Annotated in this window: 18 protein-coding genes; all 18 read left to right on the forward strand. The window is 56.3% G+C overall.

The window, feature by feature from the left end; translation table 11 throughout:
- Positions 1-90 precede the first annotated feature (90 nt).
- Positions 91-834, forward strand: a complete 744-nt coding sequence (gene rpsB / locus NOS26_RS09985; protein ID WP_014016752.1) for a 30S ribosomal protein S2 — start codon at positions 91-93, stop codon at positions 832-834.
- A 109-nt stretch (positions 835-943) separates the two neighbouring features.
- The gene (gene tsf, locus NOS26_RS09990) at positions 944-1,591 is read left to right on the forward strand and encodes a translation elongation factor Ts (protein ID WP_014016751.1); all 648 of its coding nucleotides are present in this window, start codon (positions 944-946) and stop codon (positions 1,589-1,591) included.
- A gap of 80 nt (positions 1,592-1,671) precedes the next feature.
- The gene (gene pyrH, locus NOS26_RS09995) at positions 1,672-2,397 is read left to right on the forward strand and encodes a UMP kinase (RefSeq protein WP_014016750.1); all 726 of its coding nucleotides are present in this window, start codon (positions 1,672-1,674) and stop codon (positions 2,395-2,397) included.
- Positions 2,398-2,443: 46 nt separating this feature from the next.
- Positions 2,444-3,004, forward strand: a complete 561-nt coding sequence (frr, locus tag NOS26_RS10000; RefSeq protein ID WP_014016749.1) for a ribosome recycling factor — start codon at positions 2,444-2,446, stop codon at positions 3,002-3,004.
- The gene (locus tag NOS26_RS10005; protein ID WP_022497171.1) at positions 3,001-3,255 is read left to right on the forward strand and encodes a hypothetical protein; all 255 of its coding nucleotides are present in this window, start codon (positions 3,001-3,003) and stop codon (positions 3,253-3,255) included. Before frr ends, NOS26_RS10005 begins: the two co-directional genes overlap by 4 nt.
- Complete coding sequence (locus NOS26_RS10010) at positions 3,248-4,015, forward strand: isoprenyl transferase (protein WP_014016747.1); 768 nt, start codon at positions 3,248-3,250, stop codon at positions 4,013-4,015. The genes NOS26_RS10005 and NOS26_RS10010 overlap by 8 nt, the downstream gene beginning before the upstream one ends.
- 19 nt (positions 4,016-4,034) lie before the next feature.
- The gene (locus NOS26_RS10015; RefSeq protein WP_014016746.1) at positions 4,035-4,862 is read left to right on the forward strand and encodes a phosphatidate cytidylyltransferase; all 828 of its coding nucleotides are present in this window, start codon (positions 4,035-4,037) and stop codon (positions 4,860-4,862) included.
- A gap of 13 nt (positions 4,863-4,875) precedes the next feature.
- Positions 4,876-6,021, forward strand: coding sequence for a 1-deoxy-D-xylulose-5-phosphate reductoisomerase (locus NOS26_RS10020; protein ID WP_054336542.1), 1,146 nt, complete (start codon positions 4,876-4,878; stop codon positions 6,019-6,021).
- Between the two features lie 14 nt (positions 6,022-6,035).
- Positions 6,036-7,058 (forward strand): RIP metalloprotease RseP, encoded by a 1,023-nt coding sequence (gene rseP / locus NOS26_RS10025; RefSeq protein ID WP_255917681.1) that lies wholly within the window; start codon positions 6,036-6,038, stop codon positions 7,056-7,058.
- A gap of 15 nt (positions 7,059-7,073) precedes the next feature.
- The gene (gene ispG, locus NOS26_RS10030; RefSeq protein WP_014016743.1) at positions 7,074-8,141 is read left to right on the forward strand and encodes a flavodoxin-dependent (E)-4-hydroxy-3-methylbut-2-enyl-diphosphate synthase; all 1,068 of its coding nucleotides are present in this window, start codon (positions 7,074-7,076) and stop codon (positions 8,139-8,141) included.
- Between the two features lie 3 nt (positions 8,142-8,144).
- The gene (locus tag NOS26_RS10035) at positions 8,145-9,878 is read left to right on the forward strand and encodes a proline--tRNA ligase (protein ID WP_022497772.1); all 1,734 of its coding nucleotides are present in this window, start codon (positions 8,145-8,147) and stop codon (positions 9,876-9,878) included.
- Positions 9,879-9,989: 111 nt separating this feature from the next.
- On the forward strand, positions 9,990-10,475 hold the full coding sequence (locus NOS26_RS10040) for a MarR family winged helix-turn-helix transcriptional regulator (RefSeq protein ID WP_014016741.1): 486 nt from the start codon (positions 9,990-9,992) through the stop codon (positions 10,473-10,475).
- A 75-nt stretch (positions 10,476-10,550) separates the two neighbouring features.
- A complete protein-coding gene (locus tag NOS26_RS10045; protein WP_255917682.1) occupies positions 10,551-11,276 on the forward strand; it encodes a hypothetical protein in 726 nt (241 codons plus the stop codon).
- A gap of 58 nt (positions 11,277-11,334) precedes the next feature.
- A complete protein-coding gene (mazG, locus tag NOS26_RS10050; protein ID WP_255917683.1) occupies positions 11,335-12,354 on the forward strand; it encodes a nucleoside triphosphate pyrophosphohydrolase in 1,020 nt (339 codons plus the stop codon).
- A gap of 39 nt (positions 12,355-12,393) precedes the next feature.
- Positions 12,394-12,672, forward strand: a complete 279-nt coding sequence (locus NOS26_RS10055) for an HU family DNA-binding protein (protein ID WP_014016738.1) — start codon at positions 12,394-12,396, stop codon at positions 12,670-12,672.
- Between the two features lie 114 nt (positions 12,673-12,786).
- A complete protein-coding gene (locus NOS26_RS10060; RefSeq protein ID WP_255917684.1) occupies positions 12,787-13,932 on the forward strand; it encodes a glycosyltransferase in 1,146 nt (381 codons plus the stop codon).
- A 68-nt stretch (positions 13,933-14,000) separates the two neighbouring features.
- Positions 14,001-14,789, forward strand: a complete 789-nt coding sequence (locus tag NOS26_RS10065; RefSeq protein WP_014016736.1) for a TSUP family transporter — start codon at positions 14,001-14,003, stop codon at positions 14,787-14,789.
- A 10-nt stretch (positions 14,790-14,799) separates the two neighbouring features.
- Complete coding sequence (locus NOS26_RS10070; protein ID WP_014016735.1) at positions 14,800-15,537, forward strand: SDR family NAD(P)-dependent oxidoreductase; 738 nt, start codon at positions 14,800-14,802, stop codon at positions 15,535-15,537.
- Positions 15,538-15,552: the final 15 nt, after the last annotated feature.

Below are 15,552 nucleotides of genomic sequence, written 5' to 3' on the forward strand. Positions count from 1 at the left end.
TTGGCGAGCTCAGCACTGTGCCCCTCCCAGGGGGGAAGGGTGAAGATGAGCGATGACCGGGCGGAGGAAAAAACAGGAGGAATCACAATTATGGCAGTAGTATCTATGAAACAATTATTGGAAGCCGGCGTTCATTTCGGTCATCAGACCCGCCGTTGGAACCCGAAGATGGCTCGTTTCATCTTCACCGAACGTAACGGTATCTACATCATCGACTTGCAGAAAACCGTTAAGAAAATGGACGAAGCTTACAATTTTGTCCGCGACCTGGCTGCTGAAGGCGGCAAAGTCCTCTTCGTAGGCACGAAAAAACAGGCTCAGGAATCCATTAAAAACGAAGCAGAACGTTGCAACCAGTACTTCGTCAACGAACGCTGGCTCGGCGGTATGCTCACCAACTTCCAGACCATCGAAAAGCGCGTAAAACGCTTGAAGACTTTGGAAAAACAGGCTGAAGACGGCACGTTCGAAATCCTGCCGAAGAAAGAAGTTACGCTCCTCAAACACGAAATGGAAAAACTTCAGAAATACCTCGGCGGCATCAAAGACATGAAGAAACTGCCGGACGCTCTCTTCATCATCGACCCGAAAAAAGAAGAAATCGCTGTTTCCGAAGCTCGTAAACTTCACATCCCCATCATCGCTACGGTTGACACCAACTGCGATCCCGATGTCATCGACTATCCGATCCCGGCTAACGACGACGCTATCCGCGCTGTCAAACTCTTGACCGGCAAAATCGCTGACGCTGTCCTCGAAGGCAACCAGGGCGAACAGACGGAAGAAGGCGCCGCTGAAGGTGCTGAAGCAGCTGAAGAAAAAGCAGCAGAATAAGATCGTTTGTTCTTTGAGAACTGAATGGTTAGTATAGGAAGGTAAGGAGCCTTTGCTTCTTACCTTTCTTCAAACTGTATAATTCACATTACTTTTAGGAGGAATACTCATGGCTATTACAGCAGCAATGGTAAAAGAATTAAGAACGAAAACCGGTGCAGGCATGATGGACTGCAAAAAAGCATTGACCGAAAGCAACGGCGATATGGAAAAAGCCGTCGACTTGCTTCGTGAACACGGCTTGGCTGCAGCAGCTAAGAAAGCAGACCGCATCGCTGCTGAAGGTTTAGTTTATTCTTACATCCATGGCAACGGCCGTATCGGCGTCCTCGTCGAAGTCAACTGCGAAACGGACTTCGTCGCTCAGACAGACAACTTCAAAGCACTCTGCAAAGATATTGCAATGCAGATCGCTGCTGCAAAACCGGCATACCTCAAACGCGAAGAAGTTCCGGCTGAAGTTTTGGAACATGAAAAAGAAGTTCTCCGCCAGCAGGCCCTGAACGAAGGCAAACCGGAAAAGATCGTCGAAAAGATGATCGTCGGCCGTATCGAAAAATTCTACAAAGAAAACTGCCTCCTCGATCAGGAATTCATCAAAGATTCTGACAAGACGGTCCAGCAGGTCGTTACCGAAGCGGTTGCTAAAATCGGTGAAAAAATCGACATCCGCCGTTATACACGTTATGAATTGGGTGAAGGCCTGGAAAAACGGAACGATGATTTTGTTTCCGAAGTAATGGCACAAGCTAAATAAGATTGCATAAGAGAACACCCAACCCGTGTTCTCTTATTTTCTAATTGGACTTGTATACCGATAGAGGAGGCACTTCTTTTATGGAATCGAAAAAGTATCATCGTATCGTATTGAAATTGAGTGGTGAAGCACTGGCTGGCAAACAAGGCTATGGCATCGACCCGGAAACAGTTGAAACCATTGCCAAACAGGTCGTTGCCGTCAATCAGCTCGGCGTCCAGGTCGCTATCGTCGTCGGCGGCGGCAATATCTGGCGCGGCTTGTCCGGTTCGGCCAAAGGCATGGACCGCGTTTCGGCAGACTACATGGGCATGCTGGCTACGGTCATGAATTCCCTGGCCCTCCAGGATGCCATGGAAAAGAACGGCGTCGCTACCCGCGTCCAGACGGCTATCAACATGCAGCAGGTCGCTGAACCGTATATCCGCCGCCGGGCTATCCGCCACATGGAAAAAGGCCGCGTCGTCATCTTCGGTGCCGGTACGGGCAACCCTTATTTCTCGACGGATACGACAGCTGCCCTGCGGGCTGCTGAAATCGAAGCCGATGCTATCCTCATGGCCAAGAACGGCGTCGACGGCGTCTACGACAGCGATCCCAAGCTCAATCCGGACGCTAAGATGTTCAAGCACCTGACCTATCTCGACGTCATCAACAAAGACCTGAAAGTCATGGATGCTACGGCGACGACGCTCTGCCGCAACAACAATATCCCTATCGTCGTCTTCAATATCGACCAGCCCGGGAACATCGTCAAGGCTGCCAGCGGAGAAGATTTAGGGACGGTAGTCGACAAAGAAGACTAAACGCTGTATGATATACTTATAAAAATAAAATAAGGAAGTGATTGACATGGAAGTAAAAGAAATCATTGCCCAGCACGAAGAAAAGATGGACAAGACCATCGAAGCCCTGAAACGGGAATTGTCGTCGATCCGCACGGGCCGCGCCAGCACATCCCTGCTGGACCGGATTACCGTCGACTACTACGGTACGCCGACACCGGTCAAACAGGTCGCCAACGTATCGGTCCCGGAACCGCGCATGATCACCATCGCTCCGTGGGAACCGAAGATGCTCGGTGAAATCGAAAAGGCCATCCTCAAGTCTGACTTGGGCCTGAACCCGAACAACGACGGCAAAATCATCCGCCTGGAAATTCCCCAGCTGACGGAAGAACGCCGTAAAGAACTGAGCAAGAAAGTCAGCAAGATCGCTGAAGACTCGAAAGTTGTCATCCGCAACATCCGCCGCGACGCCAACGAAACCATCAAGAAGATGGAAAAGAAGAAGGAAGTCACGGAAGATGACAGCAAGGAAGGTCAGGAAAATATCCAGAAGCTGACAGATAAAAAAATCAAGGCCATCGACGAAATCAAAGCGAAAAAAGAAAAAGAAGTCATGGCCGTATGATGGATATACGGATTTTTATTGGCATGCCGTTACGGTATGCCAAATCTGTATTACAGGAAAAAAATATTCCTTATGTCATAGAGCGGACTGTGTCGCGGAGCCATTTCTTCCACTGCGACCCTCAGCAGACCTATGTCATCCGTGCCCAGGAAAGGGAAGACGGCACGGTCTGCCTGTTAGTCGATGACAGCCTGGAAATGAGCAGCTCCGTAGCCGCAGTGCTGCGAAATGGAGACGTACAGCATGATTAACTTTTTTGGCAAAAAGAAAGAAACTTCCGGCTCCGTATCCGAGGGGATGCTGGATCCCCATAATATTCCCCGCCACGTGGCCATCATCATGGATGGCAACGGCCGCTGGGCCAAGCGCAAAGGCTTGCCCCGCAGTTACGGCCACCGCGCCGGCGCCGATACGCTGAAGCGCATCGTCATCGCCGCCGATGACCTGGGCATCAAGGTCCTGACGGTCTATGCCTTTTCGACGGAGAACTGGAAGCGCCCTGATGAAGAAGTGTCGTACATCATGAAGCTCATGAAGAGTTACTTGAGCAAGAATCTCTTGGAACTCAAGGAACACAACGTGCGGCTCCATGTCATCGGTGATATGAAGCGGCTCCACCCGGATTTGCAGGAAGCCTTTGCCCAGGCCGAAGCGGACATGGCTGCCAACACAGGCCTCATCCTCAACGTGGCTGTCAATTACGGCGGCCGCCTGGAAATCACCCAGGCCGCCCGCAGGCTGGCCGAAGCCGTCCAGGCCGGGACGATTCAGCCCGAAGAGATTACCGAAGCGACATTGGCCCAGTACCTGTATACGGACCCGGAAAACGACGTGGACCTGCTCATCCGTCCCGGTGCGGACAAGCGGGTCAGCAATTTCCTCCTGTGGCAGATGGCCTATGCCGAGTTCTGGTTCACCCAGCTCTGCTGGCCCGATTTCACCAAGGATACCCTGGTCGAAGCGATTCTATCCTTCCAGGGCCGGGAACGGCGCTTCGGCGGCTTAAAATAAATCAGGGAAGGTATATGATATGTTGGCAAAACGAATACTGACAGGCATCGTCGGCGGTGCCTTTACGATTTTTGTGATTTACGAAGGGAACTGGCTGTTTTTCCTCATGATGGCCTTGTTATCCCTCGTCGCCTGGTACGAATACGGCAACCTGGTCCGCAAGCTCCATGCCGTGCCCGCAGACAAATGCGGTGCCGTCTGGCTCGTCGCCATCTTAGCAGCCTATTGGTTCGGCAGTACCAAGGCCATGCTCGTCCTGGCTCTGGGCCTGCTCTGCTGGCTCATGCTGCGGACGGTGTTCTTTCACGATAAGGTCAAGCCCGTAGACAGCGCCTATACGTTATACGGCCTGCTCTACATCGGCTGCGGCTTTCTGGCTATGCTGGCCCTGCGCAGCGGTTCCGTCGCGTCCTTCATGGGCAGCAGTTTCAGCGCCGTCATGCTGGAACCGGCGCGGTTCTTCGTCTTTCTCCTCATCTTCTCGACCTGGGCCAGTGATACCTTTGCCTTCGCCGTCGGCAAGATGATGGGCAAAGTCAAGCTCTGCCCGGCTATCAGCCCCGGCAAGACCCGCGAAGGGGCTATCGGCGGTTTCGTCGGCACCCTGGCGGTAGCCATCATTTTCTCGCTGATCTTTAAATTCTCCGTGCTCCATGCCTTGGCCATCGGCATCATCGTCGGCATCATGGCGCCTTTGGGAGACTTGGTCGAATCCATCTTGAAGCGCGTCTGCGGCGTCAAGGATTCGGGAAACATCATTCCCGGCCACGGCGGTGTCCTGGACCGCTTCGACAGCCTCCTCTTTGCAGCGCCGGCACTGTATGCCTATTTGATTCTGGTTATTTAAGGAGGGCAGGGGAATGAAGGATATTCTGATTTTAGGCAGCACCGGTTCCATCGGGACCCAGGCTGTCGACGTCATCGAAGCCCATCCGGATGCCTTCCGCCTGGCCGGCGTCGCTGCCTATTCCCATTGGCAGGCCGTGGCCCGGCAGGTACAGGACCATCAGGTGAAATGGGCCTGCATGGTCGACGAAAAGGCCGCTGACGAACTGCGCCGCGCCGTCGGCCCGGCGTGTACTGTCTTTTCCGGCAGCGAAGGGTTGTTGAAGCTCATCGATGAATGTGACGCCCGCATCGTCCTGACGTCCCTCGTCGGTGCCGCCGGTATCGAACCGACACTGCATGCCATCGAAAAGGGCATGGACATTGCCTTGGCCAATAAAGAGACCCTCGTCGCTGCCGGCGAGCTGGTCATGAAAGAGGCCGCTGCCCGCGGTGTCCGCATCCTGCCCGTCGACAGTGAACACGGCGCTATTTTCCAGTGTCTCCAGGGACGACAGGAAAGGGAAGTGGCCAAGCTGCTCATCACGGCTTCCGGCGGCCCTCATTTCCGCCGGCCGGTGTCGGAATTTTCGTCCATCACGGTCGAACAGTGCCTGAAGCATCCGACGTGGAACATGGGCGGCAAGATTACCATCGATTCGGCGACGATGTTCAATAAAGGCCTGGAAGTCATCGAAGCGCACTGGCTGTTCCACATGCCCTTCGACAAGATCGAAGTCGTCATCCAGCCGCAGAGCATCATCCACTCCATGATCGAGTTCATCGACGGCTCCATCCTGGCCCAGCTGGGCCTGCCCGACATGCGCCTGCCCATCCAGTACGCCTTTACTTATCCGGACCGGATGACCGTCCGCGGCGCCCGGCCCATCGACTGGAAGACCCTGGGGTCGCTGGAATTTTTCCCGCCTGATGACGAGAAGTTCCCTTCCATCGGCCTGGCCTATGAAGCGGGCCGCATCGGCGGGACCATGCCCTGTGTCCTCAACGGGGCCAATGAAGTCGCTGTCTATGCGTTTTTGCGTAAAGAAATTTCCTTTACGCGTATTTTTGACATTGTCCGTACTGTCATGGAACGGCACACGGTCTCGCACGACGTCACCTTGGCGTCTATCCGCCAGGCCGACGCCTGGGCCCGCCGCTGTGCTGCTTCCTTGTTGTAGAAAGGGGATTTCCCGTGGGTCTTACTATTTTAGCGACGATCTTCGTCTTCAGTGTCATCATCTTCGTCCATGAACTGGGCCATTTCGCGACGGCCAAGTGGGCAGGGATGCAGGTCGATGAGTTCGCACTCGGTTTTGGTCCCAAAGTGTACAGTGTACGCCGCGGTGATACAGAATATTCCCTGCGGGCCGTCCCTCTCGGCGGGTTCAACCGCATTGCCGGCATGACCGAAGATGAAGTATTGAATGAAAAGTCTTTCCTCAACAAACCCGTCTGGAAGCGCATGATCGTCATCGCTGCCGGCGGGATCATGAACTTCATCCTGGCCATCTTCCTCCTGTGGGGACTGTTCTTTGCCATCGGTACGGTGACGGTATCGCCAGAAGCCGTCGTCGGCTCGACCATTTCCGGTTCGCCGGCGGAACAGGCAGGCCTTACGGCAGGCGACCGCATCATCCGTATCGGCAATCAGGATATTTCCAAGTGGACCGATATTTCCCAGGCCGTTGCACCGTACAGCCATGACGTCGTCACCGTGGAAATCGAACGGGACGGCCAGGTGCAGGGCGTCGAACTGGTGCCCGAAGTGGACAGTGCCTCGAAAAAGGCCATGCTCGGCGTCATGCCCATGACGACCCGCGAAGCCCATGGTTTCTTTGAATCGGCCGGCATGGCCGTCCAGCGGACGGGCAAGCTCTGCCAGCTCATGGTCGTCGGCCTCTATGATATGGTGACGGGCCGGGAAAAGGCGGAAGTCGCCGGCCCAATCGGCGTGGCCCAGCTGGCTGGCCAGGTCGCCGCTTCGGGTTTTTCCAATCTGCTCATGTTCACGGCTTTCCTCAGCATCAACCTGGGCATCTTGAATCTCCTGCCCGTCCCCTTGCTGGATGGAGGCTATTTTATCTTGTTGATTCTCGAAGGAATTACGCGCCGGCGGATGCCGAAACGGGCGTTGTATTATATTCAGGTCACAGGGGCCGTCCTCTTGGGTTCCCTGTTCCTGTTCGCCATGTTTCAGGATCTCAGCCGCTTTTAGAAAGGCAGGCTTTTCATGAAACGTAGAAAATCTCTTCCCGTCCGGGCTGGTTCGGTGATCATCGGCGGCGATGCCCCCGTATCGGTCCAGACCATGTCGACGGTCAACCCGGCCCACATGGCCGAAGCCGTCGTCGATGCCCGCCGCCTGGCCTCGTATGGGGCTGAAATCTTGCGCTTTGCCGTTCCCGATATGGAAGCGGCCAAGGGCTTGGCAGCCGTCGTCCAGGCCGTGGATATCCCCATCGTAGCCGATATCCACTTCGATTACCGCCTGGCCCTGGCGGCCGTCGACAGCGGCGTCCAGGCCCTGCGCATCAATCCGGGCAATATCGGCGCTGACGAAAACGTCGTCAAAGTCGTCGAAAAAGTGCGTCCCAAAGGCATCCCCATCCGCATCGGCATCAATACGGGATCCCTGCCGGAGGATATCCTGGCCCAGAGCGGCGGCCATCCGACAGCAGAAGGGATGGTCGAAGGGGCATTGCGCCATATCCGCATCCTGGAACGCATGGATTACCGCAACATGGTCATTTCCCTCAAGGCTTCCGACGTCCCCTTGATGATCGAAGCTTATGAAAGATTGGCCGACAAGGTCCCCTATGCCCTGCACCTGGGCGTGACCGAAGCCGGCCTGGTCCGCGAAGGCAGCATCAAGTCGGCCATCGGCATCGGCACGCTGCTTCACGAGGGCATCGGCGATACGATCCGCGTATCCCTGACCGGTGACCCTGTCGAAGAAATCAAGGCCGGCCAGACCATCCTCAGTTCCCTCGGCCTGCGCCATTTCGGGCCGACCCTCATTTCCTGCCCGACCTGTGGCCGGACCCAGGTCCACCTCATCGACCTGGCCCAGGAAGTCGAACAGGCCATTTCTCATCTGACCGTCCCCATCAAGGTCGCCGTCATGGGCTGTGTCGTCAACGGCCCGGGCGAAGCGCGGGAAGCCGACTTCGGCATTGCCGGCGGCCAGGGGAAGGGCATCGTCTTTTCCCACGGCCAGGTCCTGCGCACGGTGCCGGAAGACCAGCTCGTGTCCAGCCTGGTGGAAGAAATCGAAAAAACCATTGCAAAGGAGTCTTAACTCATGTTAGCATCGAAATTGTATAGTCCGACGCTGCGGGAAATCCCGGCAGACGCCGAAATCGCCAGCCATCAGTATATGTTGAAAGCCGGGATGATCCGCAAGAACGGCGGCGGCTTGTATTCTTTCCTGCCCTTAGGCCGCCGGGTCGAACTCAAGATCGAAGCCATTGTCCGCGAAGAAATGGAAAACATCGGCGCCCAGGAAATCATGATGCCCATCATGCAGCCCGCTGAAATCTGGCATGAATCGGGCCGCTGGAATGCTTATGGTCCGGAAATGTTCAAACTGGAAGACCGCCATGGCAATCATTTCTGCCTCGGTCCGACTCACGAAGAACTGATTACGACCCTGGTCCGCAATGAACTGCGTTCGTACAAGCAGATGCCTGTCACCCTGTGGCAGATGCAGAATAAATACCGCGACGAAATCCGTCCACGTTTCGGCCTCATGCGCAGCCGCGAATTTGTCATGAAAGACGCCTATTCCTTCGACGTCGACGAAGAAGGCCTGCACAAGAGCTATCAGGATGAATACGAGGCTTACACGCGCATCTTCACGCGCTGCGGCTTGAACTTCAAGCCTGTCGAAGCCGACAGCGGTCAGATCGGCGGCAACCATACACACGAATTTATGGCCCTGGCCCAGGCCGGCGAAGCCGAAATCGTATCGTGCTCGAAATGCGACTATGCAGCCGATATCGAAAAGGCCGTCCCCCAGGCCGTGGAAATGCCGGCAGAAGACGCAAAAGATGTGGAACTCATCGAAACGCCGAACTGCTCGACCATTGAAGACCTGGCCCAGTTCCTGCACATCCCCGTAGAAAAGACGATCAAAGCCGTCGCCTTTACTATTGATGGCGAAAAGACGGTCCTCTGCATGGTCCGCGGCGACCATGAAGTCAATGACGTCGCTGTCCAGAACTTCGTCGGCGGCAATGTCATCGAACCGGCCACAGAAGATGAATTGAAGGCCCACGGCCTCCAGCCGGGCTACATGAGCCCCATGGGTGCCGACAAACCGGATAATGAAACCTTCTTCGTCCTCGTCGACCCGTCGGCTATGAACGTCCCCAATGGCGTCACCGGGGCCAACAAGGCCGGCTATCACTACCAGAACGTCAATCCGTCCCGCGATTTCAAGGACGTCACGGTCACGACGATCCGCAACATGGTCGAAGGCGACAAATGCCCGCACTGCGGCGCGCCTGTCGAAATCGTCCGCGGCATCGAAGTCGGCCAGGTCTTTGAACTGGGCACGAAGTACTCCGAAGCCCTCCATGCGACCTTCCTCGACCAGAACGGCAAGGCGAAACCGTACGTCATGGGCTGCTACGGCATCGGCGTCACCCGTACCATTGCGGCAGCTATCGAACAGTTCCACGATGAACACGGTATCATGTGGCCTGTCGCCATTGCGCCCTTTGAAGTGGCCATCGTCCCGGTCAGCAGCAAGGACCAGGACCAGGTCCGCATTGCCGGCGACCTCTATCAGGCCCTGCAGGCTGCCAAAGCCGATGTCCTCCTCGACGACCGTAACGAACGGGCTGGCGTCAAATTCAACGACGCCGACCTCATCGGCTATCCTGTCCGGATCACCGTCGGCAAGAAGAGTGCTGCCGAAGGGACTGTCGAAATCAAGGTCCGCCGGACTGGCGAACAGGAAGTCGTTCCCATCGACCAGGCTGTCGCCCGCGTCCAGGCCATCTTAGCCGACCTGCGCAGCAAGAATATGTAACCCTGACGCATATATTATAAAGAAACTTTCATAAAACGAGGAAAAAGCTTGTATTTTTCCTCGTTTTATTTTATACTTTTTGTTAGTAAGCTAACAAAAGAGGGGAAGACTATGAGATTTGAAGCGTTCCCGACGAGGGAAGAATTGGAAGAACACGCCCGGCTCGTCCCGGAAATCGAACCATCGGCGGTCTTGGCGATGCTGCGCATTTCACAGGCTGCAGAAATCATCCGGTCGTCCATCAACGACGTCCTGACGAAACAGTATCATCTGTCCCAGGGGAAGCTGCGGGTCATGATCGTCCTGCACCAGAACCCGGAAGGGATTGCGCCGTCGCAGCTGGCGGCCAAGACCGGCGTGACCCGGGCGACGATTACGACCATGGTCAAGCGTATGGTCCGTGACGGCCTGGCGACGGTCGTCATCGACCAGGAAGACAAGCGGGGCAAGAAGGTCAGCCTCACGGCCCGGGGACGCCAGTTCATGGACCAGGTCCTGCCCGGTCATTACCTGCGCATCTCGACGCTCATGAACCGCCTCAGCGAAGACGAACAAGCCGAACTCATCCGTCTGCTGACGAAACTGAGCCAGCCATGATTTTCTAAGCAAATCTTAACCTGGAAAGCCTTGCTTTTCAGGTTTTTTTCATTTTTCTCTGTTAGACTGGAGAAAATGGAAGAGAAAGAAGGTTTGCTCATGTATCTGCCTCATGAACTCCGGCAGGACTTTCATTACCTGTCCCTGCGATCGTCTTTGTTGGAAGAAATCTCCCTGCTCTACGGCCGGCCCCTGGCGGCGGGGAACCGGATTGGACGGATCTGCCGCTGCCGCCGGCTGGTCCGCGACTTCCTGGCGGCCTGGCAGCGCCAGCCGGACCAGCCGGAATATCCCTACCTCTTAGGGGTCCTCCTGGAACGGGCGGGCCAGCTGGCCCTAACGGATCAGCCCGGCCGGGCCTATGACCAGGCCGAGCAGTACTATGACCGGGCCCGGAAGCTCCTACAGCGGCAGCCGCCTGGCTCTTATAGCCGACAGCAGTACCTGCGCCCGCTGCTGGCCCTGCTGCGCCTGTCCCTGCGCCGGCGGCAGGAAGAACGGTTTTATGCCTGGTGGGACCATTGCGGCGGCCTGCGCCGCTTCCACCGCGACGTACAGGCCCTGTTCCAGGTGCGTTGGCTCATCGTCAAGGAAGATTATGACCGGGCGGCTTTCCAGCTCCGGGATCTGCACGGCCTGGCCGGCAGGAAGAGTGCTTTTTCGCCGGCCCGGGCCCGTATCCTGTCGGACATCGTTACAGCGGCCCTGCACGGTCCTGGAGCTGCTTTAAAAGGAACTTATGGTCCCTATGTCCGTCAGGTCTTATGGGACGTCCTTTTTCCGGAAAAACGCGACAAATGACGGACTCCGTGTTATAATGGCAGGCATAGGCATATTTGCCGAGAAATGAGGAACTGCTATGGAAATCAAGATCATCCCTTTAGGCTGCGACGACCGGCCCCTGGATTCGTATGGCCGGGACGGCCAGTCCTTTGCCGAAGCTTATGCGCCGGTCATCGCCTTCCTGCTGCGTGAAAGCCGCCTCCACGCCGTCGTCCATACCGTCCCGGGCGGACCGGCCATGGCCCGGGCCGTGTGCCAGCTCCTGGAAGAAGCCCGGCGCCGTGAAGGGGACGAGGCGATGCCCTTTGACGTGACGCCCATCGTCGACGTGACGGCGCGCCTGCGCCGCGAAGACGGCTGCCCCTGGGACCGGTCCCAGACTCATCGGTCCTTGCGCCGCTACCTCATCGAGGAAGTCTATGAAATGCTCGATGCCATCGACAGCCACGATATCGACGGTATCCGCGAGGAATTGGGGGATATCCTCTACCAGGTCGCCATCCACGCCCGCATTGCCCAGGAAAAAGGTCTTTTTTCGGCCCAAGATGTCGTAAAAGACGTCACCGATAAGATGATTCGGCGCCATCCCCACGTTTTTAGCCAAAAAAGCCTTGAAAACATAGGTACGAGTATGTTAAACTGGGATAGATTAAAGCAAGGCGAACAACGCCAGCAGCATGCTCACTTGCTGGATGGTGTCGTTCACGGCCTGCCGTCGCTCCTGGCTGCGGACAAGCTTCAGGAAAAAGCGGCCAAGACCGGTTTCGACTGGCCCGATGTCCAGGGCGTCTGGGATAAGTTCCACGAAGAATGGGAAGAGTTCCGCCAGGCCCTTGGCGAAGGGAATCCCGTCCATTCCGAAGAAGAAGCTGGGGATGTGCTGTTCGTCTTTGCAAATTTATGCCGACACTATCATATAGAGCCGGAATGTGCGTTACATCGGGCTAACAGTAAATTCCGACGCCGCTTTGCTCACGTAGAGGACCGGGTCCGCCAGTCGGGCCGGCCGTGGGAGGCTTTTTCCCTGGATGAGCTCGACTCATTCTGGAAGGAAGCGAAACAGATAGAACGGCAGAAAGAAAATACAGACTGTTAGCGTTACGCAATGTAACGATTTAAAGGAGGACCTAGTAACATGAACAAAACAGAATTAATCGCTGCAGTAGCCAATGAAGCAGAAATCACCAAAAAAGATGCTGAAAAAGCCGTAAAAGCCGTATTCAGCGTTATCAGCGACAGCCTTACGAAAGGCGACAAAGTCCAGATCATCGGTTTTGGTACTTTTGAAGTCCGTCAGCGCAAAGCCCGCGAAGGCCGCAACCCGCGCAACAACGAACCGATTCAGATCGAAGCTTCCAAGACCCCGGCTTTCAAAGCTGGCAAACAGCTCAAAGATTTGGTCAACAACAAATAAGGTACGATTTCGAAGGGCCGCATGAAAAACGGCCCTTTTCTTTTCTTGCAAATTGTCGTACCATAGTAGTATGAGCTACTAGACTAATGCTGTTTATAAAAGAGGGTATCATGCATGACAAAGAAGAAAGTCCTGATCCTGTCCGCATCTATCGGCACGGGGCATACACAGGCAGCACGGGCGATAGAAGAATACGTCAAGACCATTCCCGAAGAATGTGAAGTGGAACACCTGGATTTCCTGTCCAACGATGTCCTGTCTATCGACAACATCGTCAAGGAAACGTATATCAAAATCCTCGACGTCTTTCCCATGCTGTACGATTTGATGTACTATTCGTCACAAGGATATAAGAAGGGACTCGTCGTCAAGACGCTCTTTGCCTGGGGGCTCAAGCGGCGGATGCTCAAGGTATTGGCCGAAAAGAAGCCCGATGTCCTCGTCTTCACGCATCCCTTCCCGGCAGGGGCGGCGGCCCTTTTGAAGCGCCAGCACCGCCTCGACATCCCCCTGGTAGGGGTCATTACGGATTTCGCCATCCACCAGCTCTGGGTCTATCCCCAGATCGACGTCTACTGTGTGGCTGCATCCCAGCTCAAGGACCTGCTCGTCGAACAGGGCATCGCTGCCGATAAGGTCGTCGTATCGGGCATCCCCGTGCGCAAGGCCTTCGAACAGGAACGCTGGCATTGGGATGCGGCTCATGAAGCTGACAAGAACGTCCTCATCATGGGCGGCGGCCTGGGCATGGGGTCCATCAAGCAGTCCCTGACCCTGCTGGACCGCCTCGATGCCGTCGACAGCTTCACCGTCGTCACCGGCTACAACGCCGACTTGTACGACGAACTGTGCAAGATGCGCAGTGAATTGCGCCATCCCGTCGATATCCTGGGCTATACCAACCAGATTCCCCAGCTCATGTGCCGGGCGTCGCTGCTGGTCACGAAGCCCGGTGCCCTGACCTGTACCGAAGCGGCAGCCGTCCAGGTGCCGATGGTCCTGTACAGTCCCATCCCGGGCCAGGAAGAAGCCAATGCGACGTATATGCAGTCCAAGGGTTGTGCCCGCTGGGTCAAGAAGCAGGAAGACCTGGTATCGGTCGCAGCCGGCCTCCTGACGCATCCGGAAGAACTGGAAGCCATGGCGGAAGCCAGTCTCGACTGTCATCGCGACGGTGCGCGGATCATCGGCAAAGAAATCGTCCGCCTCCTGCGGCCGCAGACAGCCGGTGCGGCGACGGATTTGATATATGAACATTGAGAAAAGGGTCTCCTCGGTTTCGCTTTGCGAAGCAAGAGGAGTTTTTTTCCAAAAAGGAGTATTTTTTCATGGAATTTCAACTTTTTCATACGACCTTATCGGCGTCGCTGCTGCTCTTCATCATGGCCGGAGGCTTTTTGGCCGGTTTCGTCGATTCCATTGCCGGCGGTGGCGGTCTCATTTCCCTGCCGGTCCTCTTAGCCGCTGGCCTGCCGCCGCATCTGGCCATCGGGACCAATAAGTTCTCCGCTACCTTTGGCGCCGTCATGAGCGCCTGGCAGTTCTGGCGGGCTGGCAAGGTCGATATGGGCCTGTTGAAGCGGATCCTGCCGGGAACCTTCGTCGGCGCCGTCCTGGGCTGCCTGGTCATGCTCTATCTGCCCAGCGAATGGCTCCAGCCCATCATCATCGTCGCCCTCATCGCCGCAGCGGCCTTCGTCTTTACCCAGCGCCAGCTCGGCGCCGTCAGTACGTACAGCGGCAACACCCGGGGCAATGTCCTGGCCGCCCTGGTCATGGCCCTGGCTATTGGCTTCTATGACGGCTTTATCGGGCCGGGGACGGGGACCTTCCTCATCGTCGGCTTCGCCACTTTGGGCTTCGACTTCGTCACGGCTGCGGGCAATGCCAAGATCCTCAACCTCATGAGCAATGTGACCTCTTTCGTTCTCCTCATCTGGTGGGGCCAGATTCTCTACGTCTACGGCATCGCCATGGCCGTATGCATCTTTACGGGCGCTTTCTTCGGCTCCCGCCTGGCCATCCGCCGTGGCACGGGTTTCGTCCGCCTGGTCATGTTGGCCGTGACGATCGTCCTCATCGGCAAATTGGGCTTATCTTATTTTGGGATCATGTAGGAGGGACGATATGGATACGGTACTTATCAGCGGCGGCACGTCGGGCATCGGCCTGGCGACGGCGGCTGTGTTATTGGACCGGGGCTGGAACGTCGCCATCAGCGGCCGTCATCAAGAAAAGGGGGAGGCTGCCCTGGCTTTCCTGGCTCGGCCCGGCCGGACCTTTTATATTCAAGGCGACGTAGTAAGCGACGACGACTGCCGCCGGATGGTCGAAGAGACGGTCCGCCAGTTCGGCGGCCTCGACGGCCTGGTCACGTCGGCCGGCGTCTATGAAGAGAATCTCTTGGAAAATGTCACGCCTGACGATATGCAGCGCCTGTTTTCCATCAACGTCTTCGGGACGATGTATCTCTGCCGCCATGCCCTGCCGTACTTGCGGCACAAGCCCGGAAGCATCGTCACCGTCAGCAGTGATGCCGGCCTTCAGGGCAACGTGGCCTGTTCCCTCTATGGGGCGACGAAAGGTGCCGTCGTGGCCTTTACCAAATCCCTGGCCCTGGAAGCGGCACCGCACCAGATACGGGTCAACTGCGTCTGTCCTGGCGATGTCGAGACGCCCCTGCTGGAACAGCAGCTCCGGGACCATCCCGACACGACGAAAGATACCATGAAAGAGCAGTACCCCTTGTACCGCCTGGCCCGGGCCGACGAAGTGGCCAAGGCCATTGCCTTCCTCCTCAGCGAGGACGCGTCATTCATTACGGCGGCCGCACTTCCTGTCGATGGGGGTTTGACAAGCTGGTAGAAACATGGGAAAATA

Source organism: Megasphaera sp. SC8-1, from assembly GCF_024436295.1.
GTDB classification, from domain to species: domain Bacteria; phylum Bacillota; class Negativicutes; order Veillonellales; family Megasphaeraceae; genus Megasphaera; species Megasphaera elsdenii.